This window comes from Mesorhizobium sp. B2-7-2 (assembly GCF_006440775.1).
Classification (GTDB): domain Bacteria; phylum Pseudomonadota; class Alphaproteobacteria; order Rhizobiales; family Rhizobiaceae; genus Mesorhizobium.
In genome coordinates this window covers 176,354-198,939 of sequence record NZ_VFTZ01000001.1, presented here as the reverse complement: position 1 = coordinate 198,939, position 22,586 = coordinate 176,354, and the positions used below count along the sequence as shown (strand labels likewise).

Genomic DNA, 22,586 nt, shown 5'->3' with positions numbered 1-22,586 from the left:
TCCGGCATTGGCACCACTTGATCCGCCAATGGAGGCACCGAGCCCGGCGTTCACCCCGTTGGAGCCGGCCAAGGAGGCCCCAGCCCCGGCATTAACACCTCCACTGCCGCCGACTGATGCGCTGACGCCAATTCCGGCTGCATTTGCCGACACGCACATAATCGCGATGACAGCACCACCCGCGAAAGTTTTAGCAAGTTTTCCGAAGACGCTGGCCATAACATTCTCCTGTCGTTGCTTTGAGCACCTGCAACAAGCCATTTGCCGTTACTCAAATTAGTACGCCCCGAGGTACGGAGGGTTTCCGCGCAGAAGCATGAGCCGCAAGATATGGTTTCTCAGCGGTTAACAATATACCCGGAGTTTTAATGTCCTCGTCGTACTACCGCTGCCAAGCCGTTGTCCTCCGATGTTGGCTTGTCGGCATGACGGGGAGGGTTGGTGAGATTGCGAGCCTGACGAACCCAAACTGCGGCGGCCGACGGCGTGGAGATCAGGGGAATCGCTAACCTTCGAATGGCGAGTCATGTTCGCCAATGCTGCGAGCCGCGCGTTGCAGGTCACCGAGCGGCGCTTGGCTTAGCCATGATGAATACGCACATTCAACTCACTTAGATTGAAATGCCAACATATTCCGGAACGGCCCACCGCGGACCCGATCGAGAGCATCACCGTGTCGAGCGAATATGTTTACGTCCCGCTGGGTCGGGTGTGTGGAGCAGCACTCGGTTTCGGCCGGTTTGCTTGGCCAAATAGAGTGCGGCGTCCGCTTTACCCTGTAGCTGCTCCGGTGAAATGGCTTCGTCAGCGGTCTGAACTGCAACTCCAATGCTGAGAGTGACGCTGCGCGAGACGCGCGATCCTGGGTTGGGCAAAGCGGCGGCCTCAACGCTCTTACGAACCCGTTCAGCCACTGAGACAGCCTCTTCCTCTGTCACCCCGGGCAGCAGCACGAGGAACTCTTCCCCACCGTAGCGGGCAACATGATCTCGATCGCGCCTGACGTTTTCCTGGATAATGTTGGCGACCTCCACCAGACAGCGATCGCCCTCGGCATGGCCGAGGTGATCGTTCAGCTTCTTGAAGTGATCAATGTCGCACATCAGCATCGCGGCCCCGTCGAGGCAGCGTTGCTCGGTTCCCCACAGATGGTCGAGCGTTTCCGTCATCCAGCGCCGGTTGGCGATGCCCGTGAGCGGATCGGTCTTCGCCAGCAGTTCCAGCCGATCGTTCGCCTTGGCCAATTCGGCGGCCCTGCGGCGGTCGCGCAACTCAAACAGGAAAGTCTTTTGAGCGAGAATTGTCATGATGCGACGGGCTGCAACCGTCGCGAACAGACCGCTGGCGAAGAACAGCGTTCCATCGATCGCGCTGCCATGCTCAATGGCCGGATTCTGCACCTGAAACACGAGATACAGTCCGAGCGCCAGCGCCGCAATCGCGACTGTCCAGACGAGCGGGATGCCAAAGATGATGATAGCTGTAATGGCTACGAACAGCATGACGTTCAATTGCCGTTCATAGAACTCGCCGCCAGCGGCTACGCCGACCAAGGCCACGGACAGCAAAATCAGGAACATACCTGTAATCAGCGACCCCCCTTCGAGCCAGGAAGGGCGCGGCTTCCGCCATATGAGCACCACTGCGATGACGGCAGGCGGTATAATGGCTCCAGGCAGGAGCATAGATTGCGCGGTTGCGGTTGGGAGCACCAGCATGTTGAGCGCCAGCGTTAGCACATCCAGCACGGCCACCCAGATCATCCAGGCACGGATGATCTTCGCCGTTTGCGACCAGACCCGTGCCCGAAACAGACGCCTGACCTCACCTTTGAGGCGGATGTCGCGCGTTCGGCGCGCCAGAAGCCGGTCGACTTCAGCAATTAAGGCAGGATCATCCTGCACATCGATGTGCGTAAGATCTGACACAGTCGAGAGGCCTTACGCTTTCTCCTGACCACCCATTCGGACCCCACCCGGAGTTCCGTACAGCCCAAGCGTGTCAAACTATCCTGAAGATTTCATTTCCAGGCGTGGTGTGTTCCAAGAACCTGGGCTGCAGCCAAGGACGTGGGCATCCGGCTGGAAGCCTGACCGGCGCACCGTGCTCTGCGCGAGATCAACTCTTGGATTTTGGTGTCTCGCGTTCGAGAGTCCCTCGGTCGTTCGTGTTCTGAGATGGCGCGTAGCCGCGCCTTAGGTTTCCGCCGGGGTTTTTTGCTTTGCGTCAAAACATCAAATGAGATTAGTTTCTCATGTATTCCGCTCAGGGAGCTCTGCATACCGATTCCTCAAGGAGCTAACCAAGCTGGCGTGTTCAGTTCGGCCGAGATCGCCTTGTTGGCACGCGTGCTCGAAGATTGAAACCGATGGTCAATCGCTTCAGCGACGTGAAGCGCTCGCGTCTCGCGTTATAGCAAGCTATCAGGCAGGCATTAGAGACGAGGAAGAACTGGCGTCGGAAGCTACCGCTCGGACGCTAATGGCCATACCTAGGCGGCCAAATATTGGCAGGTGCCTAGACTAGGCCTTCTTGGCAATTCGGAGCTTTGAAAGCAATTTCCACAATTCCGTCTCGTCAGTGATTCCCTTATCGAAGGCTGCGATAACTTCGCACGCAAGGCATTCCCTCTGCTCCTCGTCTTTGAGGGCCAGACGTCGCTCTCTGCACAGTTGGTCGAATACCCTCTGAAGGATGTCGAGATCGCAAGGCGCGTATACGCCGCTGTATTTCTTGAAGGCCACTGCGCTTCTGTCCCCCCGGACCCGAGCAAACTGAACTCTAGATTATTGCGCTCCGTGCCAAACTTGGGCGCTAGTAATCGCATGCCGCGCAATCCGAACGAGTGGCGATATTTGGCCCTTCTGCCGCCTATCGGAACCGCTCCAAATCTGGACCCGAGAGCATGCTTTTATTGCGCTCAACCGCTCTAGCGATTGCGGCATCGATCTCGTGGCGTATTGGGCCTGATTGCAGCGTTGCGCCAAAATTTCATATCTTCAGCGAGTTGAATGATCCACGTCGAATTCACGCGGCCTCCCTCGTCCACACGTGACCGCCAGAAAGCCGCTGGAGCGACTGGCCATGCCGTCGAGCCAGGTTCCTCTCGGCGTCAAGCAACTCGTGCTCCCCAGTCAAGCCGTTCATAAAAAGCTTGAGCAAATGGGACGCTAAGCGTTCCCCTTGTTCCGAAGCGGATAAAATGCCGCGCTCAGCGCAGATCGCCCGAAGAACCCGAGCTAGCATCTCGATTTCGCTCGCCTCCAAAAACCGACCTGGATACAGCATGACGTCCGCTCCCGAAAAGCCCGTTGATCCGGCGTTTACGCGACGTCAGGTGCGGCACGCGATTACCTATGATAGTCTCATTCATTTTTTTCCGATCTAATGCCGCCAAGACTCCTGTTCCGGGCGAGAGGCCGTTGGAGCAGGATCAATTCTGTCCATGCACGCAAACCGCGATGCAAAGGTTCCGGGTGCACAAACTATCGGTGACGAGACGATGATGCCTTCTAGAGCTCACGAAAACTCCCTTGAGCAGGGAGGCGGCGCAGCTCTCGCCAAGACTCGACTTCAGCAATTTCAGTGGTGCGCAAGCTTAGAACAGTTTCTTCATGCCCCGATAACATGTGTTATTCGGCGGGAACAGGTCACGGCCTAGCTTGGAGGTTCAGCAAAGGCATAGTGGCATGCGGGGAGGCACCATGAATTTCGTGAGAAATAGCGTCGGTCCGTTTGAGGCCGCCATGGTCGCGGTCATGACCTTAGCGGCGATCGGAATCATACTCGTCATTGTCCTAGGGATTTACTGAATTTCCCTCCGTCCGTTCATCGTCAGATCACGAATGCCCGCCAGTCACGCCAACGCAACAGCTCGATCCCACCCGCACAATCAAAGAAGATCAGGACGTGAAGGATCGCGTCTGTGCGCTCCGGCACCCGCCTACATGGATTGGCAGCCGCCAGGGGGCGGTGCAAGCGCGAACGCCGCTTAGAAACCAACGGATGAGCGGAACGAATATCGAACGACGTCGTTACCTGTCGTTGCGATCATGGCTCTTTGGAACCACGCTTATGCCGATTACCTCGGGCCGCGACCTCGTGCATGGGCTTCTGGAAGAAACCAGCATTACCGAGGCACAAGCGCGAGAGTTGGTCTCTCTACTCGGCACGAATTGGTCTTCGCTCGTCCGAGAGGCCAAAGCCATCACCAACAAGCCGAGGCCGCCGGGACTGCGCTCGTAAGACATTCCAAGCTCGCGCTTGGCAGCAAAGCCGCCCGCCAAATGGAACATTAGCGCCTGATCCAAGTTCGGTACGCAACTCAACCCGGTCATCCAACTTGGCACATGTCCTTTCCCCGAACGTTTTGATCCGTAAGCTTCAGAACATCTCCGATCTGACCCAGTCAGATATAGCTATTTTAGAAGGCATTCCGCTTTCAAAGAGGGACTATCATGCAAACGAGGATATTGTACGCGAGGGCGATCGACCTACTCATTCATTTGTGGTCTTGGAGGGCTTGGTGGGATCCACCAAGCTTACCGGCGACGGCAAACGGCAGATCACGTCCTTCTTTGTTCCGGGAGATATTCCCGATCTGCACGGTATGCATCTCTCGGTTCTGGACTGCACCTTTTCATCGCTCGCGCGCGCCAGTCTGGGCTTCATGCGGCATGATGCTATGCGAGCCATCTGCGACCGACATGCCTCCATAGCCGCTATATTTTGGCGCTCGACGCTGATCGACGCAGCGATATACCGAGAATGGGTTACCAACGTTGGAAGGCGCGACGCCTATACCCGTATGGCTCACATATTGTGCGAACTGATCGTCCGCCTTCACTCGATGGGGATTATCAAAGATCATGTAGCCAATCTCCCGGTCACGCAGGCAGCCCTTGCCGACGCGTTGGGCCTGTCGACTGTCCACGTGAACCGAGTGCTTCAGGAGCTGCGACGCAACGGGCTCATATTTACCGAGGGCACCCGATTCCATGCTGTTGATTGGGCCGGGCTCGTCCGAGCCGGAGATTTTGACGCCACCTACTTGCATCAAAGGACCGCAACAACATTCTGATGGCGAGCTGGTGCGATGGCGAGATACTTCTTTGATAGCGGTGATCGCGACGTTGTCCTCAAGGATGAGGTAGGCATCGGATGCGATGGGATCGGGAGCGCGCGTCATCAGGCCATAGAAGGTCTGGTAGACCTGACGAGAGAATTCCTTAAGGACCTCAATGGCCAGGAGTTGTTCATCGAAATCCGCAACGAGCATGGAGAAAAGCTGGCAAAGTTGAGCCTATCTCTGCATGCGCAACCGAGCGCTCAATGAAGGTTAGGGATTTCCGTGACTGGCGGCGGTCTTTGCCGCTTGGACGCAGACCACGCTTCATGATCGCTGACCGCCTATGTCGCCCGTAATGAGCATATCGCGACGCCAGAAATTGACAGTCGGCATCACCGCAAGCAAAGCAATTCGACCGCTTGTCAATTTGGAAAGCGCTTGGATTGCTTTGCGTTCCTGTACAACCCGCGGTGGCGGAGAACAAAGCGGCGTGGACATGATCCCAGTCCCAGTGGGACAACACTTGCACCGGCTTCTCCGATGAATCAGATCGGAAGAGTTTCGGAAACGTGAGTCGATTGGAAGCCTACGTCCAAGTGAAGAAGCGCTTTCCCGTTCTTATCGAGCAGCGAAATAAAGCTTGCTTGGCCGACGTCCCTTACAGCCACGGCAGCCGGAATCTTGATGGTGCCCAGCGTAGCTGAACGTCGGATAACGGAGTACCTGTCGGCACTTGGCAAATTTGTTTGACATGTGTCGGCAAGGCCGAAATAGGGATTGCCGCAGCTCTCGCGTGTGGCACGAGGGGAATGCATCTGTGGGTGAAATACTATCGGGTAGGTGACGGGTGCCCAGCCTCGCTTCAGTTGCCGCCGTCAGGGCCGTCGCAGAATACTTGCTCGTTCAAATGGGCAGCACTTCCGAGCGCTTGACCTGGCCCAGGGCAAAGCTGCTTTCGATCGAAGCGATGTTGTCCAGCCGCGTCAGCTTGTCCTTGATGAACCGCTCATAGGCCTCGAGGTCGCGCACCACGATGCGCATCAGGTAATCGCGCTGGCCGGTCATCAGATAGCAGTCGACGACCTCCGGCCAGCGCAGCACGGCTTGCGAGAAACGGTCGAGATCGTCCTCGCGTTGCCGTTCAAGCTTGATCGACGCGAAAGCGCTGATCGGCAGGCCGAGCTTCTTCTGGTCGACGACCACGGTGTAGCCCTTGATGACGCCGGCGCTCTCCAGGAGCCTGACGCGCCGCGCGCAAGGCGAGGGCGACAGACCGACGGCTTCGGCGAGGTCGTTCGAAGTCGCCTTGGCGTTCTTCTGCAGCGCGGCGATGATCTTCAGGTCGATTGCGTCGAGCGCTGGATTTGGCATGCTTGCCTCGTTCGGGCGCCGTAATTGGCTGGATCAGCCAATATCATCGATCGGTTTGCGCAAGAATAGTCACATTCGGAAGATCGACGCAGGTATCGTTGAGCCGCGATTTCACAGGAGCCGACGATGACGATCCTTTCCGAGCTTGAGCGCAAGGTTCTCTGGCTGGCCGTCTGGATGATCCATCACGCAAATCATCTTCGGGCGTCGGCGGACGGCCTCAAGGTCGGCGGCCACCAGGCGTCATCGGCGTCCGCCGCGACTTTGATGACGGCGCTCTATTTCCAGATCCTGAGGCCGCAGGACCGCGTCGCCGTCAAGCCGCATGCCAGCCCGGTTTTCCATGCCATCCAATATCTGTTCGGCAAGCAGACGCTTGAGCAGCTGCGGAATTTTCGTGGCTATCGCGGCGCGCAATCCTATCCGTCCCGAACCAAGGACATTGACGATGTCGATTTCTCGACCGGGTCGGTTGGACTGGGCGTGGCACAGACCCTGTTCTCCTCCCTGGTCCAGGATTATGTCAGGGCAAAAGGCTGGAAGACTGACCAGCCGGAAGGCCGGATGATCGCCCTGCTCGGCGACGCCGAAATGGATGAAGGCAATATCTTCGAGGCGCTTCTCGAGGGCTGGAAGCACGGCCTGCGCAACACGTGGTGGGTCGTCGATTACAACAGGCAGAGCCTCGACGCGGTAGTGCGCGAAGGCCTGTGGCAGCGTTTCGAATCCATCTTTCGCAACTTCGGCTGGGATGTGGTGATCCTGAAACATGGGACGTTGCAACAGGCCGCCTTCGAGGAAGAGGGCGGCGAAAAGCTGCGGACCTGGATCGATGCATGCCCCAATCAGCTCTATTCCGCGCTGACCTTCCAGGGCGGCGCTGCCTGGCGCAGGCGCCTGCTGGACGATCTGGGCGATCAAGGACCGGTCAGCCGTCTGATCGAGAAGCGCAGCGACGATGAGCTTGCGGCCCTGATGGCAAATCTCGGCGGCCACGATCTGGCGAGCATCATCGATGCCTTCGAGGAAGCGCGCGGACATGATCGTCCGACCTGCTTCATCGCCTATACGATCAAGGGCTTTGGCCTGCCGCTCGCCGGCCACAAAGACAACCACGCCGGACTGATGACACCGGCGCAGGTCGACGTGCTGCGGCAACGCATGGGAGTCCGCGAGGGCCGCGAATGGGACATGTTCGAGGGCCTTGCCTATGACGAGGCTGCGATACGATCCTTCCTCGCGTCGTCGCCTTTTGCGCAGCCAGCCCCGCGTCGTCACAAAGCCCCAGCTGTTCCGGTGCCAGCGCGCATCGGCTTCGGCGCTCAGCCGGCCATGTCGACACAACAAGGTTTCGGGCTTTTGATGCACGAGATCGCAAAATCGGACAGCGAGTTTGCAAGCCGTGTCGTCACGACATCCCCCGACGTCACCGTCTCGACCAATCTCGGCGCCTGGGTAAACAAGCGGGGTCTGTTCGCGCGCGGCGACCAGGCGGACATTTTCCGCCAGGAGCGCATTCCCTCCACCTTCAACTGGACGTTTGCGCCGTCGGGACAGCATATCGAACTGGGCATTTCGGAGATGAACCTTTTCACGATGCTTTCGGCGCTCGGGCTATCGCACTCGCTTCACGGCGAGCGCCTGCTTCCCGTCGGCACGCTCTACGATCCCTTCATCGAGCGCGGTCTCGATGCGCTCAACTATGCCTGTTATCAGGACGCCCGCTTTATCCTAGCGGCGACGCCCTCCGGCGTGACGCTGGCTCCCGAAGGCGGAGCGCATCAGTCGATCGCCACGCCGCTGATCGGCATGGCGCAGGACGGTCTGGCGACGTTCGAGCCTGCCTATGTCGATGAACTGGCAATCATTCTGTGTTGGGCATTCGACTACATGCAGCGTACCGGCGAAGCCGAGCCTGACGACCATACCTGGCTGCGCGATCAGACCGGAGGTTCGGTCTACTTGAGGCTCTCTACGCGCTCGATCGAGCAGCCGACACGCCCGATGCAAAGTAAGCTGGCGCGCGACATCGTCGATGGCGCCTACTGGCTGCGCGCGCCCGGGCCAAACGCCGACCTGGTGATAGCTTATTCCGGCGCAGTCGGGCCGGAAGCGGTACAGGCGCTGGGATTGATGGCCGGCAACCGGCGCGATGTCGGGCTTCTGGCCGTGACCTCGGCCGATCGGCTGAACGCCGGCTGGTCAGCCGCGGCCCGGGCGCGCCAGTACGGCCATCCGCGTGCTTCAAGTCATGTCGAGCGCCTTTTTGCCGGTCTTCCGGCGTCCTGCGCCATCGTGACGGTGTTGGACGGGCACCCCGCGACGCTCGCCTGGCTGGGGTCGGTCCATGGCCACCGCACGCGCGCTTTGGGCGTCGAGCATTTCGGCCAGACTGGTACGATCGCTGATCTCTACCGGCATTACGGGATCGATGCGCAAGGGATCATGGCTGCAGCGCAGGCGGTTTCGGTTGGCCGGCCGCTGAGGCACCTCGGCTCCGCCGCCTGACAATCGATCACGCGCCTCCCGGCCGGCTCGTTCGATAGGAAGCCGTCAATACCGGAATTCCTTGAGAGCGGGTGTCAGCCGTCGGCGCCATTTTCCTCCGCTGCGAGAAAACCGTGGGGGGAATGGAAATGGCTGGCGGCGATCTTATGAGCCGTGAAACGCTGCGGTCTTCGATCGGGACGGGAGCGGCGATCGCGCATCACGGCGAGCTCATCCAAGGCGTCTTCAAGGATGATGGCGGGCGCCTTCATCGCGGGCTCGTCACGCTGCCGATCGCCGGTCTGAGGTCCGAGGCGACCTTTGCCAGAACCGACGGCGATGCGGTCATTGTCCACCCCGATCATAAGATCAAGGCGTCGGCAGCCGCGCGGCTCACGCTCGATTTCTTGAATGTGACCGGTGGTGGCGTGCTGACACTTCAAAGCTCGATTCCCGTGGGGCACGGCTACGGCTCATCGACCGCGGACGTCGTCGCTTCCATTCGCGCTGTGGCCGCAGCCCTCAAGGTCCAGTTGCGGCCCTCGAGCATCGGGCGTCTCGCCGTTGCCGCCGAGCGCGCCAGCGACGCGATCGCATTCGATGAGCATGCGGTCCTGTTCGCGCAACGCGAGGGCACGGTGATCGAGAATTTCGGCGGCTCGCTGCCGCCGCTGCTACTGGTCGGGTTCAAGGCGAATGGCGGCGTCCCGGTCGACACATTGCAGCTGCCGCCAGCGCGCTACGACAGTGCCGAAATCCAGGAATTCGGCGTGCTTCGGGCGCTGGTGGCGCGCGCGGTTTACCGTCAGGACCCAAATCTTCTCGGACGCGCCGCCTCGGCCAGCGCCTTGATCAGTCAACGGCACTTGCCGAAACAGGGCTTCGACGAGATCGCCGAAATCGCCAGGCGAGCCGGGGCGTGCGGGGTGCAAGTCGCCCATAGCGGCTCGTTGTCTGGTCTGATTTTCGATCTTTTCGCATCGAATCTGAAGCGACGGGCAGCTTTGGCCGCACAACAGATAAGACGCGCCGGCTTCCAGGACGTCGAGGTCCATCTGGTCAATGCGGAGGGCTGGACATGGTGACCGTGGCAGTTGACTATTTCAGGGATCTCGAGACCCCACGCCTTGCTCGCTTGGCGCCAAATCTGGTGGCGGCGGCTTTTCCGTTGATGAAGCTGATGCCGGCCCGCTACATTCTGGATCGGGCAGAGTCGAATGGCGAATTGAAGGCAGGCTCCCACATTGTCGAGACGACGTCAGGCACGTTCGGCATGGCAGTGGCGCTGCTCGCGGCGGCGCGTGACTATCGCCTTACCCTCGTCACCGCTTCGACCCTTATCGACGCCAAATACAAAGCCCGGCTGGAGCGCATCGGCGCCACGGTCATCGCACTTGACGATCCCCGCGGTGACGGCAATCAGCCTGGCCGGCTTGAGCGCCTGCAGGAAATCCTGGGCAAGGAGCCGGATGGCTTCTGGACCCAGCAATACGACAGTCCGGGAAACTGGCTCGCCTATGCGCGGCTGGCTGAACTTTTCATCCGGACAATGGGAAAGGTTGATTGTCTGGTCGGCTGCGTCGGGACGGGCGGCTCGCTATGCGGCACCGCGTCCTTTCTGCGAACGGTCTTTCCCCATCTGACGGTGTTTGCCGTCGATACCCATTGCAGCATTCTGTTCGGGCAGCCCGTCGGCAAACGTATGCTGCGGGGCCTGGGCAACAGCGTTCTGCCGAAAAACGTCAGGCATGAGCTTGTCGACGAGATCCATTGGGTCGGCGCCTATCCGGCGTATCTGAGCGTGCACCGTTTGTTGCGCGAGCACGGCATCTTCATGGGGCCAACCAGCGGCGCCGCTGCGTTGGTGGCGCGGTGGGTTGCAACGACCCTTCCGGACGCACAGGTCGCGGTCATCATGCCTGACGAAGGCCATCGCCATGCCGAGACTGTCTACAATGACGACTGGCTTGCAACCCTGCCTGGCTGGCCCTGCAAGGAACCGTCTGAGCCGAGGATGCTGACGACAATCGCACCGGCGGCAGAGACGCAATGGACGCGCTTTCTTTGGCTGCGGCGCAGTCTCGACGATGTGCTCAAAAGCCAGGCAGCAAGTGCGGTGCCGTCGGCTATTGGTGCGGTGGAGAATCTATGAGGCGAGATCCAGCCCGCTTTTGTCGAGCCAGCGCCAGGCGTCTTGCGTCGTCTGGAAGATTCGATCGTGTTCGTTCGATCCAGTCGATCGATCGAGGTCGCTGGCGGTCACAACGGCCACGACGCGGTCGGTGGCTGCGATGACCCCTTGGTCCTTCAACGTCGATATGGCGATCAGCGGCGTAACCGATGCCAGTTCGGCAAAGATTCCTTCGTCGCGCGCAAGGCGTTCCTGCATCGCGATCAGGCCATGATTGTCGACGGGGACGGCGTGCCCGCCCGATTCGCGCAGAGCCTTCAGAGCCTGAAAGGTGCTGCGCGGCGTGCCGATCGATACGGCAAGGCTGTCGAAGAGCATCTTGCGTTCACTCAAGGCATCGGCGCCGCTGGCAAGCGCGTCCGCCAACGACCCATGCACCTCCGCAGCGACGAGACGGGGCAGCTGCGTGATGGTCCCTTGCGTGTACAACTCGCAAAAACCCGCCCACACGCCGGACAACGCATCGCCATAGCAGACCGGCAGGACGCACCAGTCCGGCGCCTTACCATCCGATTGCTCGACGATCTCGTAGGCGATCGTCTTGTAGCCCTCGATGCCGAGTGGATGGCTGCCGACGACCGGACCGTGATAGGGCGAAGCGATGAACCAGTCATAGCGGGCAGCCGCCTGTTCCAGCAGCGACCACCGGTCCATTTTGTTGACCAAGGGCAGCACCGTCGCGCCATATTTTCGGATCTGCGCCAGCATCGCGCCGGCCGACCCGGCGAAAGTCGTGACAACGCACTTCAGCCCGGCTCTGGAAGCGTAGGCCGCCAGCGAGGCGCCGGCGTTGCCAGAAGACGCGGTCGCGACGGTCTTCGCGCCACGTGCGCGCGCCACGCTGACCGCGACGGTCGAGAAGCGGTCCTTATGCGACCAGGTCGGGTTCCGGCCTTCGTCCTTGATTGCGAGGTTGGGCACGCCGAGAAGCGCGCCGATGCGAGGCGCCGCAAGCAACGGTGTCAAACCCTCGCCAAGGCTTACTGCATCCGCGGCTGTGCAAGGCAGCATATGCGCAAAACGCCATAGCGAGCGCGAGGCGGTGGCGCCGTCCAGGGGATGAGGGGGAGCATCCGCATAAACCGGCCGCAGATTTGCGGGTGCCGTCCCCTGACATCGCACGCACCCCTTGGAGTCGATGGTGATATCGGCGGGGTAGGCGGCATCGCATCGGATGCAGACGAATTCCAGAACCCGGCTTTCTTCCGTTCCGGGTCGGCTAATCTCGCCTGAGGAATGCACGGAACTGTTGTGCGCGAGGTCGCGAAACGGCCGGCTCGGCATGGCTATTCCTGTGTCAGGAAACGATGAATTCGCTGGTTGTTTCAAACAGCCAACAGCACCGCTGTCAATGCGGAATGTGCACTATAGTGTGTCGCACCATAGTGCGCGTCGTAGCATCCGTTGTTTGATGAAACTTCGCGGCGTTTTTGGTCTGAACGTGCAGCGGCTTCGGAGAGAAAGAAAACTTTCTCAGGAGCAGTTGTCCTTCGTTTCGGGCCGCACGCGAGCCTATATCAGCAGCGTCGAGGCCGGTCGGCGCAACGCCACGCTGGATACAGTCGAGATCCTGGCGAAGGCCTTGGATGTCGAGCCGCAAGAGTTGATCACGGCCGTTCCGTCGAATCGGCGAGCAGTCCGCGGGACAAAGCAGACGACGCCAAAGTCAGCGGAATGAAGCGCGGCCTGTTCACCTAACATTGATCCGGCTTTCAGGTCCTTTATCTTTGCGCCGGCCAATTGACTCCTGAAGTGTACATTCGGCGCAAGTCCCATTGAATATATCGCATTTGTGACCGTAAGTTCTTCGCAGGGATGGGGCCTGACTCCTGTCGAGGTCTGCCGATGGAGATCGATAGTCTTGTTGGGTTGTTTGCAGCGATCTCAAGGATCGATGCCGCGTGCTCGGTGGATGACGTCCTCCAAGAGTTCCGCTCTGCCATTGAGCGTTACGGCCTGCGTTATTTTCTGATCACCGGGCTACCCGTGCCGCACGACACCGACTGGAGGCGAGAGATCCTGGTCGATGGTTGGCCGGCCGAATGGTACCTTCGCTACATGGCAGAGGATTATTTTTCGCATGATCCCTGCGTCGCGCAGTGCCGGCATTCGCCGAAGCCATTCCTGTGGCACGAGCTTCCGCCGGCAAAGCTTTTTGCGCGCGCAAAGCTGGTGATGGATGAAGCGGCGGACTTCGGAATGGGCCAAGGTCTCTGTGTTCCCGTCCACGTGCCGCTGGCAGGCCCCGGCGTCGTCTCGGCAGCGGGCGATCGGATTGAAATAGCGCCGAGCGTCGTGCCATTCATCGAGACGCTTTGCGTGCACACGTTTCGACGCCTGTCAGGGCTGGAAGAATCCGCCCAGGGCGTTGAGGCCGCGCCCTTGACGCCGCGCGAGCGCGAACTCCTGGAGTGGAGCGCCGAAGGCAAATCGAACGAAGACATCGCCTGCATCCTGTGCGTCACAAGGAACACGGTTGAAAGCCATCAGCGCAACATTCGAGGCAAGCTCGATGCAGCCAATGTCTCGCATGCCATCGTCAAAGCTCTGCGACGACAGGAAATCCAGATTTAGCAATACCTGAATACCACCATACGGGCACGAAGCATGTTTTCCTACGACCTCCATTTTTGGAGGCGACATGGTCCGTATTCATCTGGTCACCTGGGAAAACAGGAAACAGTATAGAAAAGTGCTGGAGCGCTATTTTCGCATCCGGTACGACATTTACGTCAAGCATAGACGATGGCGCGCCGTCGCCCGCCCCATCAACATCGAGATCGACGCCTTCGACAACGAGCATGCGCTTTATGTTCTGGCGCTCGACACCAACGGCAAGATCGTCGGCGGCTCCCGTCTTGTACCGACGCTGGAGCCGCATCTGATGAGCGAGGTCTTCCCCGTTCTCGCCGGCGGCACGCCTCCGAGAGCGGCTGAAATTTTCGAATGGACGCGTTTTTTTGTCGTCCCATCGCTTCGCACGCACGGAGCGTCGTCGCCGATCGCCGGCTTTGTCCTGTGCGGTCTTCTTGAGACGGCGCAAAGTCTGGGGATTCGACAGATCAGCGTGGTGTGCGAAACATTCTGGCCGAAACGCCTGCGTGCGCTTGGCTGGACGCTTTTCGAACTCGGCAACGCTCTCGAGCATCCGGATGGCGACATCATCGCGCTGCTGATCGATGTCACGCCTGAGGCTATTGAGCAGACGCGCCGCGCTTATGGCATCAGCGGCGTCATACTTGCGGATAAAATCTAGGCTGATTGTCACCGGCAGCTGAAGGTTCGCCCGCCTGGGGATATTGTCATCGCGCCCATTTGCGCGGTAGTCAGCCCTATGATGCACCGCATTTGGTTGATGGACTCATGACGCCGCTGGTCCTGATCTCTTCGAAGGACCCGGATTTCTTTCTGGTTTTCGGGCACATCCTTTCCGTAGCCGGATTCGAAACCCGCCTGATCACGGCGGACAAGGAGATTGCACGGACCATTAAGGCCGAAACGCCGCTTGCCGTTATCCTGGACTGTCATCCGGGCGACCGCGCAATCGCCAAGCAATGCCTGTCGCTGAAGTCGTCCGAGGCGACAAGAGCAACGCCCCTTGCAGGTTTGGTCGCGCCTCGTTCCGGCAAACTGCACCTGGACCTTATCAAGGCGGGCGTCGACGAGATATTTTCGCGACCGTTCGCGCCCGAGCAGCTTCTGAGTTGGCTGCATGGCAAAGCAGGTGTCGCGAAGCGTTCGCGCGAAACCAAGACAGGCGATCTGGTGCAGGGCGATTTCCGGTTGGAGCGACAGACCCACCGGACATTCTTCAAGCAAAAAGAAATCGTTATGCCGCCGATCGAATTCAAGCTCTTGCGCAGCCTTCTGGCGCAACCTGGCAAGGTGTTCAGCCGGGAGGAACTGGTCGCGACCGCATGGCCTGAACACGCTACCGCAACCGATGTGCGCGGTGTTGACGTTCATATTGCCAGGTTGCGAAAAAGGCTTCGGGCATCTGTGGGCAATGATGTGATCCGGACCGTCCGCTCTGCTGGTTATGCATTCGCGCCGGACTGGTAGTTCGCGCGGCGATTTCGGCACCGGTCCGATCGTCATGTTGCCGATCGCGCCGCCGTTGCGTGCGCGACGTTCACAGGTATCAGCTCTCAATGGCTCAGGATGGTGTCCAGGAACAGCCTGGCGCGCGGGTGTGCGGCTCTAGAGAAAAAATCGCTGGAAGATGCGTGCTCGACGATGCTGCCTTGGTCCATGAACACGATCTCATCCGCGACTTCGCGGGCAAAACCCATTTCATGCGTCACGCAGACCATGGTCACACCGGTTTTCGCGAGCGCAATCATGACGTCGAGCACTTCCTTGATCATTTCCGGGTCGAGAGCCGAGGTGGGTTCATCGAACAGCATGATGCGGGGATCGAGGCACAGAGCGCGCGCGATCGCCGCTCGCTGTTGTTGACCGCCCGACAGCTGGGCCGGATAGGCCTGCGCCTTTTCGGGGATGTGCACCGCCGTCAGATGCCGCATGGCGATCTCTTCGGCCTCGTGCGCAGATTTCAAGAGGACCCGGCGCAGCGCCAGCGTGCAGTTGGCAAGCACGGTGAGGTGAGGGAAGAGATTGAAGCTTTGGAACACCATGCCTGTCAGGCGGCGCGCCATCGCGGCATCGCGATCGCTTTTTCCCAGACTTCTGCCTTCAAACTCTATCGTCCCCTTTTGGAAACGCTCAAGACCGTTGATGCAGCGTATCAATGTCGACTTGCCGGACCCGGAGGGTCCGCAGACGACGACGCGCGCACCTGGCCGTAAGGTCAGATCTATGTTTTGCAAAACGTGCAGGGCACCGAACCACTTGTTGAGACCGTCGATCCGCACGAGCGGGAAGGGCTGAAGTGTCGAAGTCGGAAGCGCGCGCCGGTCGAGCATCAGCGGCGCCCGCTTGCAAGCAGGAGCTTCTCGATGCGCTTCACTCCATAAGAAACGATCAGCGCCAGGGCGAGAAACAGAACGCCGGCGATCGTCAGCGGCTCCGCGTAGCGATAGGTCTCGGAAGCGATATCGAAGGCGCGCCCGAGCATTTCGGGCACGGCCAGGATCGCGAGATAAGGCGTCGCCTTAAGGATCGAAACCAGGTAGTTGCCCAGGGGCGCGGCGATGTTGCGCAGCATTTGCGGTGCGATGACGAAGATGACGGTGTCGCGGCGGGTGAGCGACAAGGCTCTGGCTGCTTCCTGCTGGCCCCTCGGAATAGCGTCGATGCCCGCCTTGAACACCTCCGCCAGATAACCGCTGTAGTACAGGCTTAGCCCCAATATGCCCACCGTCATGGCGCCAAGCCGGATCCCGTAGAAGGGCAGGACGAAATACAGGAAATAAAGCCAGGCCAAGACCGGCGTCGAGCGGATGAAGTCGATCAGGAAGCGCACGGCGAGGCCCGGCGCACCACCCCCGCGGCGGATCATTTCGAAAGTGAAGCCAAGCGCCGACGCACCGAGGCAACTCAAGACCGTTGCGAGCAGGGTAGTCCCGATCGCACCGATTATGATCGGGATGGTCGAGAGCGCGAAATCGAGGTTAAATCCCACGAGGCGCTCCTCTTTCGGGATTGACCCGCGCCTCGAGCCAGCGGCCGGCGAGCGCGATCGGATAACAGACGACGAAGAAGGCTAGCAGCAACGCCGAATATATCGCGACCGGGTCGTATTCGGTCTGCGAGATTTCCTTGGCGCGGAAGGTCATGTCCGTCAACGTGACCAAGGAGACGAGGGAAGTCGCCTTGACGAGCTGAATAAGGTTGTTGACGAATGTGGGACTCATGGCGACCAACGCTTGGGGAAGCTCGATCAGAAGCAGGATCGCCGGGCGCGAGAGGCCGAGCGCCATTCCAGCCTCGCGTTGGCCGGCAGGAAGAGATTGGAGCCCGGCCCGCACCGCTTGGCTGGCGTAGCCGCCGCTATTGAGGCCGAGCACCAACGCACTGACGGTCATCGCCGACAGAGTGATCCCCATGACCGGCAGAACGTAGTAGAAGACGAAGAGCAGGACGACGACCGCCGAACTGCGCCAGAATTCGATCACTGCCGTGACCAGAAAACGCGTCAAGCCGGTGGTCACAAACTGCGCGACGCCGAAAACAAGCGCGAAGGGCACCGCGAAGACCAAGCCATAGGCGGTGACCGCCGCCGTTATGCGCAGCCCTTGCAGGATCCCAAGCCAGATGTCGAGCATGCTCATAAGGCTTCGCCGCCCTTTGCCGGCAAGGGGAGCGGCGAAGCGAGCGTCGGGGCGTTTCGAGCATGTTTTGAAACGCCTGATTGGCGCCGCGAAACCGAGCCCTCGGGACCGAACCGCATGACAATCCTCCGCGCCGTGGAAAGGACGATCGCCGCCACTGCCAGGCCATTTCATAAACCCGGTGGGAGTCTTGTGTCAATAAACATGTACGTACCATTGCGATAGTTCGCATTCTGCCGATGTCGGAACGCCGCAATAGGCTGGCCTTAAAGCTTCCTGAGCTCGGCGCCGCCGTTCGCCGGTTTTTGCTCGCTGCGCTACGACGGCGGTCGAAAGCTGTTGAATCGGGCTGCTCCAGGCCTCTTTTGCTCATCCCGACCGGGAACTGCTCGATGAGTTCCCGGGCCAAACGGGGACAGCATGGCTATCTTGCATATCGATACCGAAGCACGTTCGCGCAGCTCGCGTATGCTGCGCACCGCGCTCGGGCCCGCCATCGGCCGGTTCCTGGACGATCCCGCCATCGTCGAGGTCATGCTGAATCCGGATGGCCGCATCTGGGTCGATCGGCTCACGGAGGGCCTGGCCGACACGGGGCAAACGCTCGCGCCTGCCGCTGGCGAGCGGATTGTGCGCCTGGTCGCCCATCATGTCGGCGCCGAGGTCCATTCCCGTTCCCCGCGCGTCTCGGCCGAGTTGCCGCAAACCGGTGAGCGTTTCGAGGGCCTGCTGCCGCCCGTGGTCGCCGCGCCGGCCTTCGCGATCCGCAAACCCGCGGTCGCCGTGTTCACGCTCGATGACTATGTCGCGGCGGGCATCATGACTTGTGGCCACGCCGCTATGTTGCGCGCCGCGGTTGCTGGCCGGGCAAACATCCTCGTTGCCGGCGGCACGTCGACGGGCAAGACCACCCTGACCAACGCGCTGCTCGCCGAAGTGGCGAAAGGGACGGACCGGGTCGTCATCATCGAGGACACCCGCGAACTGCAGTGCGCGGCCCCCAATCTCGTCGCGATGCGCACCAAGGATGGCGTCGCCACGCTTTCGGACCTGGTTCGTTCCTCGCTGCGCCTGCGGCCCGATCGCATTCCGATCGGCGAGGTGCGCGGCGCCGAAGCGCTGGACCTCTTGAAGGCATGGGGCACTGGGCATCCCGGTGGCATCGGCACCCTCCATGCGGGCTCCGGTATTGGCGCTCTGCGCCGACTTGAACAACTGATCCAGGAGGCCGTCGTCACTGTCCCGCGTGCGCTGATCGCCGACACCATCGGCCTTGTCGCCGTGCTCGCCGGACGCGGCGCCGCGCGACGGCTTGTCGAACTGGTCAGGGTCGAAGGTCTGGGCCCCGATGGCGACTATCGCATCGCTGAAGCCTCACCGATCAACACAGGAGACATTTCATGATCCGCCTGCTTTCGCGCTGCCAAGCCAGCCTGGCCGCGGTCGGCGCCGCCATTGCCTTCAATCTCATAGTCGCGCCGGTCGCCCTTGCGTCAGGCTCCTCGATGCCGTGGGAACAGCCGCTCGAGAAGATCCTGCAGTCGGTCGAAGGACCGGTATCCAAGATCATCGCCGTCATCATCATCATCGTCACCGGCCTGACGCTGGCCTTCGGCGACAGTTCGGGTGGCTTCAGGCGGCTGATCCAGATCGTTTTCGGCCTTTCGATCGCCTTCGCGGCGTCAAGCTTTTTCCTTTCGTTCTTCTCGTTTGGCGGCGGAGCGTTGATCTGATGACAACCGCTTTTGAACAGCTCGACGCAGTGCCGGGGTGGACGGTGCCCGTGCACCGGGCGTTGACCGAGCAGATCCTGCTCGGGGGCGCGCCGCGTGCAATCGCGATCCTGAATGGCACGCTGGCGGGCGCTGTCGGTCTTGGGCTGCGGCTCTGGCTGGTCGGTCTTCTCATATGGGCAATCGGACATTTTACGGCGGTATGGGCTGCCAGGCGCGATCCGCTTTTTTTCGAAGTCGCACGCCGGCACCTGCGGCTGCCCGGGCATCTGTCGGTTTGAGGGCGCCGCTATGATGAGCCTTGCCGAATACCGCCGGACTGCTGCTCGCCTTGCCGACTTTCTACCTTGGGCGGCACTCGTCGCCCCCGGGATCGTGCTCAACAAGGACGGCAGCTTTCAGCGCACCGCGAGGTTTCGCGGACCCGATCTCGACTCCGCCGTAGCGGCGGAACTTGTTGCGATGGCGTCGCGCATCAACAATGCCTTTCGCCGCCTCGGCTCGGGCTGGAGCATCTTCGTCGAAGCGCAGCGGCACGAAGCGGCTTCCTATCCCGAAAGCCAGTTTCCCAATGCGGCCTCCGGCCTGCTCGATGCCGAGCGCAAAGCCGACTTTGATGAGGAGGGGGTTCATTTCGTATCGAGCTACTTTCTCACATTCCTGTTCCTGCCGCCTCCCGAAGACGCCACGCGCGCCGAGGGCTGGCTTTATGAAGGTCGCGACCAATCGGGCGCAGATCCGGGCGAGATCGTCCGCGCTTTTGTCGACCGCACTGAGCGTGTGCTGTCCCTGCTCGACGGCTTCATGCCTGAATGCCACTGGCTCGATGACGGCCAAACGCTGACCTACCTGCATTCGACCATCTCGACCAAGCGCCATCGGGTGCGCGTCCCCGAGATCCCGATCTATCTCGATGCGCTGCTGGCCGACGAGCCGCTCGCCGGCGGGCTCGAACCGCGGCTTGGCGACAAGCATCTTCGCGTGCTCACCATCGTCGGCTTCCCGACCGCCACGACACCCGGCCTGCTTGATGACCTCAACAGGCTGGCCTTCCCGTACCGTTGGTCGACGCGCGCGATCCTGCTCGACAAGGTCGACGCTGTCCGCCTTTTGACCAGGATACGACGGCAATGGTTCGCCAAGCGCAAGAGCATCGCCTCGATCCTGAAGGAGGTGATGACCAACGAGGCATCAGCACTCCTCGACACTGACGCCGCCAACAAGGCGGCCGACGCCGACACGGCGTTGCAGGAGCTCGGCGCCGACATGGCTGGCATGGCCTATGTCACCGCCACCGTCGCCATATGGGATTGCGACCCGCGCGTGGCCGACGAGAAACTGCGGCTTGTCGAGAAAATCATCCAGGGCCGCGACTTCACGGCCATTGTCGAGACCGTCAACGCCGTCGACGCCTGGCTCGGCTCATTGCCCGGGCACGCCTATGCCAATGTCCGTCAGCCGCCTATCTCGACGCTCAATCTCGCCCACATGATCCCCCTTTCTGCCGTGTGGGCGGGGCCCGAACGGGACGAGCATCTGGTCAGTCCTCCCTTGCTTTACGGCAAGACCGAAGGTTCGACCCCGTTCCGGTTGGTTCTTCATGTCGGCGACGTCGGTCACACGCTGGTCGTCGGCCCGACCGGTGCCGGCAAGTCGGTGCTGCTGGCGTTGATGGCGCTGCAATTCTGCCGCTACCGCAAGGCTCAGATCTTCGCCTTCGACTTCGGCGGCTCGATCCGCGCGGCGACGCTCGCCATGGGCGGCGACTGGCACGATCTCGGGGGTCATCTCACCGAAGGCCTGGACGCTGCCGTTGCGCTGCAGCCGCTCGCCCGCGTTCATGACACGTACGAGCGCGCCTGGGCGGCCGACTGGATCCTCGCGATCCTGACGCGAGAAGGCATCCAGATCACGCCGGACGCAAAGGAGCATATCTGGGCGGCGTTGACCTCGCTCGCCTCGGCCCCGGTCGAGGAGCGCACCATCACGGGGCTCAGCGTGCTTCTGCAGGCCAATGACCTGAAACAGGCGCTTCGCCCTTACTGTGTTGGTGGCCCGAACGGCCGGCTCCTCGACGCAGAGGCCGAACACCTCGGCCAGGCATCCGTGCAGGCGTTCGAAATCGAAGGCCTGGTGGGCACGCCGGCCGCGCCGGCCGTTCTGTCCTATCTGTTTCATCGCATCGGCGACCGGCTCGACGGTCGTCCGACACTGCTCGTCATCGACGAAGGCTGGCTTGCGCTCGACGATGACGCGTTCGCCGGGCAGTTGCGCGAATGGCTGAAGACGCTCCGCAAGAAGAATGCCAGCGTCGTCTTCGCCACCCAGTCGCTATCCGACATCGACAATTCGGGTATCGCGCCGGCGATCATCGAAAGCTGTCCAACCCGGCTTTTGTTGCCCAATGAACGCGCGATCGAGCCGCAAATTACTGCGATCTACCGCCGCTTTGGCCTGAACGACCGCCAGATCGAGATCCTGGCGCGAGCCACACCCAAGCGCGATTATTACTGCCAGTCCCGTCGCGGCAACCGTCTCTTCGAGCTCGGCCTGTCCGAGGTCGGGCTTGCGCTTTGCGCCGCGTCCTCCAAGAGCGATCAGGCCCTGATCGGCAGCATCATCGCCGAGCATGGCCGCGACGGCTTCCTGTCGGTCTGGCTGCGTGCCCGCGACGTCGGCTGGGCCGCCGACCTCGTTCCCAATCTCACCGTTCCCGAACCTGAAAAGGATCCCCAATCATGACTATTCGTCAATGCCGCCGGCGCGTCCTTCTTCTGGTCGCGGCGACGCTCGCCGCGCCGGTTGCGATCTCGCCGATGATGACTGCGCCAGCGCATGCCTTCATCGTGTTTGATCCATCGAACTATTCGCAGAATGTCCTGACGGCCGCGCGTTCGCTGCAGCAGATCACGAACCAGATCACCTCGCTGCAGAACCAGGCCCAGATGCTGATCAACCAGGCGCGCAACCTGGCGAGCCTGCCTTTGTCCTCACTGCAGCAACTGCAACAGTCGGTGCAGCGCACGCAACAGCTTCTCGGCGAAGCACAGAACATCGCCTTCGACGTCCAGCAGGTCGATAAGGCATTTCAGCAGCAATACAGCAGCATCTCGCTTTCTGCTTCCGACCAGCAACTCGTCGCGGATGCGCGCTCGCGCTGGCAAAACACAGTGGGCGGCCTCCAGGACGCAATGCGCGTCCAGGCGGGCGTCGTCTCAAACATCGACACCGGCCGCGCGCAGATGTCGGCATTGGTCGGCGCCAGCCAATCGGCGACCGGTGCGCTGCAGGCGACGCAAGCTGGCAACCAGTTGCTTGCGCTTCAGGGTCAGCAGCTTGCGGACCTGACAGCCCTGGTCGCCGCCAATGGTCGCGCCCAGGCGCTGACCGAAGCCGAACGTGCCGCGGCGGTCGATCAGGGTCGCGAGCAACGCCGACGCTTCCTGGCGGCTAGATCCGGCTACCAGGCCGGCTCGGTCCAGATGTTCAACCGCTGAGGTCGA

The 22,586-nt window shown here is 60.9% G+C and carries 22 protein-coding genes; 15 read left to right on the top strand and 7 right to left on the bottom strand.

What is annotated here, in order from left to right:
* Positions 1 to 668 precede the first annotated feature (668 nt).
* Positions 669 to 1,928 (bottom strand): diguanylate cyclase, encoded by a 1,260-nt coding sequence (locus FJ425_RS01040; protein ID WP_181175738.1) that lies wholly within the window; start codon positions 1,926 to 1,928, stop codon positions 669 to 671.
* Between the two features lie 594 nt (positions 1,929 to 2,522).
* Complete coding sequence (locus FJ425_RS31440; RefSeq protein ID WP_181175736.1) at positions 2,523 to 2,744, bottom strand: RNA-binding protein; 222 nt, start codon at positions 2,742 to 2,744, stop codon at positions 2,523 to 2,525.
* A 1,261-nt stretch (positions 2,745 to 4,005) separates the two neighbouring features.
* Between FJ425_RS31440 and FJ425_RS01025 the strand changes: the two genes are divergently transcribed.
* From FJ425_RS01025 to FJ425_RS01015, 3 genes are all read left to right on the top strand, one after another.
* The gene (locus FJ425_RS01025; protein ID WP_140721078.1) at positions 4,006 to 4,245 is read left to right on the top strand and encodes a hypothetical protein; all 240 of its coding nucleotides are present in this window, start codon (positions 4,006 to 4,008) and stop codon (positions 4,243 to 4,245) included.
* A 262-nt stretch (positions 4,246 to 4,507) separates the two neighbouring features.
* Positions 4,508 to 5,080 (top strand): Crp/Fnr family transcriptional regulator, encoded by a 573-nt coding sequence (locus FJ425_RS01020; protein WP_246677858.1) that lies wholly within the window; start codon positions 4,508 to 4,510, stop codon positions 5,078 to 5,080.
* A 15-nt stretch (positions 5,081 to 5,095) separates the two neighbouring features.
* Positions 5,096 to 5,335 carry a hypothetical protein gene (locus FJ425_RS01015; protein ID WP_140721073.1) on the top strand — a complete coding sequence of 80 codons (240 nt, stop codon included), beginning with the start codon at positions 5,096 to 5,098 and terminating at the stop codon, positions 5,333 to 5,335.
* 636 nt (positions 5,336 to 5,971) lie between these two features.
* Here FJ425_RS01015 and FJ425_RS01010 read toward each other — a convergent pair.
* Positions 5,972 to 6,439 (bottom strand): Lrp/AsnC family transcriptional regulator, encoded by a 468-nt coding sequence (locus tag FJ425_RS01010; protein ID WP_140721070.1) that lies wholly within the window; start codon positions 6,437 to 6,439, stop codon positions 5,972 to 5,974.
* Positions 6,440 to 6,565: 126 nt separating this feature from the next.
* Between FJ425_RS01010 and FJ425_RS01005 the strand changes: the two genes are divergently transcribed.
* The 3 genes from FJ425_RS01005 (at position 6,566) to FJ425_RS00995 (ending at position 11,078) form a co-directional block, all read left to right on the top strand.
* On the top strand, positions 6,566 to 8,947 hold the full coding sequence (locus tag FJ425_RS01005; protein ID WP_140721067.1) for a transketolase: 2,382 nt from the start codon (positions 6,566 to 6,568) through the stop codon (positions 8,945 to 8,947).
* A gap of 128 nt (positions 8,948 to 9,075) precedes the next feature.
* On the top strand, positions 9,076 to 10,011 hold the full coding sequence (locus FJ425_RS01000; protein WP_246677840.1) for a kinase: 936 nt from the start codon (positions 9,076 to 9,078) through the stop codon (positions 10,009 to 10,011).
* Positions 10,005 to 11,078: a PLP-dependent cysteine synthase family protein gene (locus tag FJ425_RS00995; RefSeq protein ID WP_140721064.1), complete on the top strand. Its 1,074-nt coding sequence runs from the start codon at positions 10,005 to 10,007 to the stop codon at positions 11,076 to 11,078. The genes FJ425_RS01000 and FJ425_RS00995 overlap by 7 nt, the downstream gene beginning before the upstream one ends.
* Here the strand turns inward: FJ425_RS00995 and FJ425_RS00990 are convergent.
* Complete coding sequence (locus tag FJ425_RS00990; RefSeq protein WP_246677839.1) at positions 11,073 to 12,401, bottom strand: threonine synthase; 1,329 nt, start codon at positions 12,399 to 12,401, stop codon at positions 11,073 to 11,075. The genes FJ425_RS00995 and FJ425_RS00990 overlap by 6 nt on opposite strands.
* Before the next feature lie 127 nt (positions 12,402 to 12,528).
* Between FJ425_RS00990 and FJ425_RS00985 the strand changes: the two genes are divergently transcribed.
* The 4 genes from FJ425_RS00985 (at position 12,529) to FJ425_RS00970 (ending at position 15,179) form a co-directional block, all read left to right on the top strand.
* Positions 12,529 to 12,795, top strand: a complete 267-nt coding sequence (locus tag FJ425_RS00985) for a helix-turn-helix transcriptional regulator (protein WP_140721061.1) — start codon at positions 12,529 to 12,531, stop codon at positions 12,793 to 12,795.
* 167 nt (positions 12,796 to 12,962) lie between these two features.
* Entirely contained in the window at positions 12,963 to 13,691 is a 729-nt protein-coding gene (locus FJ425_RS00980; RefSeq protein ID WP_140721058.1) for a LuxR family transcriptional regulator, read from the top strand.
* A 67-nt stretch (positions 13,692 to 13,758) separates the two neighbouring features.
* Positions 13,759 to 14,373: an acyl-homoserine-lactone synthase gene (locus FJ425_RS00975; protein WP_140721055.1), complete on the top strand. Its 615-nt coding sequence runs from the start codon at positions 13,759 to 13,761 to the stop codon at positions 14,371 to 14,373.
* A 107-nt stretch (positions 14,374 to 14,480) separates the two neighbouring features.
* Positions 14,481 to 15,179, top strand: a complete 699-nt coding sequence (locus FJ425_RS00970) for a response regulator transcription factor (RefSeq protein WP_140721052.1) — start codon at positions 14,481 to 14,483, stop codon at positions 15,177 to 15,179.
* A gap of 86 nt (positions 15,180 to 15,265) precedes the next feature.
* Here FJ425_RS00970 and FJ425_RS00965 read toward each other — a convergent pair whose 3' ends face one another.
* The 3 genes from FJ425_RS00965 to FJ425_RS00955 are packed head-to-tail and all read right to left on the bottom strand — an operon-like array spanning position 15,266 to position 17,350.
* Positions 15,266 to 16,042, bottom strand: a complete 777-nt coding sequence (locus FJ425_RS00965; RefSeq protein WP_140721050.1) for an amino acid ABC transporter ATP-binding protein — start codon at positions 16,040 to 16,042, stop codon at positions 15,266 to 15,268.
* Positions 16,042 to 16,701 carry an ectoine/hydroxyectoine ABC transporter permease subunit EhuD gene (ehuD, locus tag FJ425_RS00960; protein ID WP_140721047.1) on the bottom strand — a complete coding sequence of 220 codons (660 nt, stop codon included), beginning with the start codon at positions 16,699 to 16,701 and terminating at the stop codon, positions 16,042 to 16,044. The genes FJ425_RS00965 and ehuD overlap by 1 nt, the downstream gene beginning before the upstream one ends.
* Positions 16,691 to 17,350 carry an amino acid ABC transporter permease gene (locus FJ425_RS00955; protein WP_140721044.1) on the bottom strand — a complete coding sequence of 220 codons (660 nt, stop codon included), beginning with the start codon at positions 17,348 to 17,350 and terminating at the stop codon, positions 16,691 to 16,693. Before FJ425_RS00955 ends, ehuD begins: the two co-directional genes overlap by 11 nt.
* Positions 17,351 to 17,770: 420 nt before the next feature.
* Here FJ425_RS00955 and trbB point away from each other — a divergent pair, with 420 nt between their 5' ends.
* Genes trbB through trbJ form a run of 5 tightly spaced genes read left to right on the top strand, consistent with a single transcriptional unit; the run spans position 17,771 to position 22,580 of the window.
* The gene (gene trbB / locus FJ425_RS00950; protein ID WP_140721042.1) at positions 17,771 to 18,754 is read left to right on the top strand and encodes a P-type conjugative transfer ATPase TrbB; all 984 of its coding nucleotides are present in this window, start codon (positions 17,771 to 17,773) and stop codon (positions 18,752 to 18,754) included.
* On the top strand, positions 18,751 to 19,083 hold the full coding sequence (locus FJ425_RS00945; RefSeq protein ID WP_140721040.1) for a TrbC/VirB2 family protein: 333 nt from the start codon (positions 18,751 to 18,753) through the stop codon (positions 19,081 to 19,083). The genes trbB and FJ425_RS00945 overlap by 4 nt, the downstream gene beginning before the upstream one ends.
* Positions 19,083 to 19,364: a VirB3 family type IV secretion system protein gene (locus tag FJ425_RS00940; RefSeq protein ID WP_140721038.1), complete on the top strand. Its 282-nt coding sequence runs from the start codon at positions 19,083 to 19,085 to the stop codon at positions 19,362 to 19,364. Before FJ425_RS00945 ends, FJ425_RS00940 begins: the two co-directional genes overlap by 1 nt.
* Positions 19,365 to 19,374: 10 nt before the next feature.
* Entirely contained in the window at positions 19,375 to 21,825 is a 2,451-nt protein-coding gene (gene trbE, locus FJ425_RS00935; protein WP_140721036.1) for a conjugal transfer protein TrbE, read from the top strand.
* Entirely contained in the window at positions 21,822 to 22,580 is a 759-nt protein-coding gene (gene trbJ, locus FJ425_RS00930; protein WP_140721034.1) for a P-type conjugative transfer protein TrbJ, read from the top strand. The genes trbE and trbJ overlap by 4 nt, the downstream gene beginning before the upstream one ends.
* Positions 22,581 to 22,586: the final 6 nt, after the last annotated feature.

Bases quoted from the DNA above. Each gene is read 5' to 3' on its own strand.
- FJ425_RS01000 (WP_246677840.1), top strand. From the start codon at position 9,076: ATGGCTGGCGGCGATCTTATGAGCCGTGAAACGCTGCGGTCTTCGATC.
- FJ425_RS01010 (WP_140721070.1), bottom strand. From the start codon at position 6,439: ATGCCAAATCCAGCGCTCGACGCAATCGACCTGAAGATCATCGCCGCG.
- FJ425_RS00980 (WP_140721058.1), top strand. From the start codon at position 12,963: ATGGAGATCGATAGTCTTGTTGGGTTGTTTGCAGCGATCTCAAGGATC.
- FJ425_RS01005 (WP_140721067.1), top strand. From the start codon at position 6,566: ATGACGATCCTTTCCGAGCTTGAGCGCAAGGTTCTCTGGCTGGCCGTC.
- FJ425_RS00965 (WP_140721050.1), bottom strand. From the start codon at position 16,042: ATGCTCGACCGGCGCGCGCTTCCGACTTCGACACTTCAGCCCTTCCCG.
- FJ425_RS00970 (WP_140721052.1), top strand. From the start codon at position 14,481: ATGACGCCGCTGGTCCTGATCTCTTCGAAGGACCCGGATTTCTTTCTG.
- FJ425_RS01025 (WP_140721078.1), top strand. From the start codon at position 4,006: ATGAGCGGAACGAATATCGAACGACGTCGTTACCTGTCGTTGCGATCA.
- FJ425_RS00940 (WP_140721038.1), top strand. From the start codon at position 19,083: ATGACAACCGCTTTTGAACAGCTCGACGCAGTGCCGGGGTGGACGGTG.
- FJ425_RS00945 (WP_140721040.1), top strand. From the start codon at position 18,751: ATGATCCGCCTGCTTTCGCGCTGCCAAGCCAGCCTGGCCGCGGTCGGC.
- trbB (WP_140721042.1), top strand. From the start codon at position 17,771: ATGGCTATCTTGCATATCGATACCGAAGCACGTTCGCGCAGCTCGCGT.
- FJ425_RS00955 (WP_140721044.1), bottom strand. From the start codon at position 17,350: ATGAGCATGCTCGACATCTGGCTTGGGATCCTGCAAGGGCTGCGCATA.
- trbJ (WP_140721034.1), top strand. From the start codon at position 21,822: ATGACTATTCGTCAATGCCGCCGGCGCGTCCTTCTTCTGGTCGCGGCG.
- FJ425_RS01015 (WP_140721073.1), top strand. From the start codon at position 5,096: ATGGCGAGATACTTCTTTGATAGCGGTGATCGCGACGTTGTCCTCAAG.
- FJ425_RS00985 (WP_140721061.1), top strand. From the start codon at position 12,529: ATGAAACTTCGCGGCGTTTTTGGTCTGAACGTGCAGCGGCTTCGGAGA.
- FJ425_RS00990 (WP_246677839.1), bottom strand. From the start codon at position 12,401: ATGCCGAGCCGGCCGTTTCGCGACCTCGCGCACAACAGTTCCGTGCAT.
- FJ425_RS00995 (WP_140721064.1), top strand. From the start codon at position 10,005: ATGGTGACCGTGGCAGTTGACTATTTCAGGGATCTCGAGACCCCACGC.
- FJ425_RS00975 (WP_140721055.1), top strand. From the start codon at position 13,759: ATGGTCCGTATTCATCTGGTCACCTGGGAAAACAGGAAACAGTATAGA.
- trbE (WP_140721036.1), top strand. From the start codon at position 19,375: ATGATGAGCCTTGCCGAATACCGCCGGACTGCTGCTCGCCTTGCCGAC.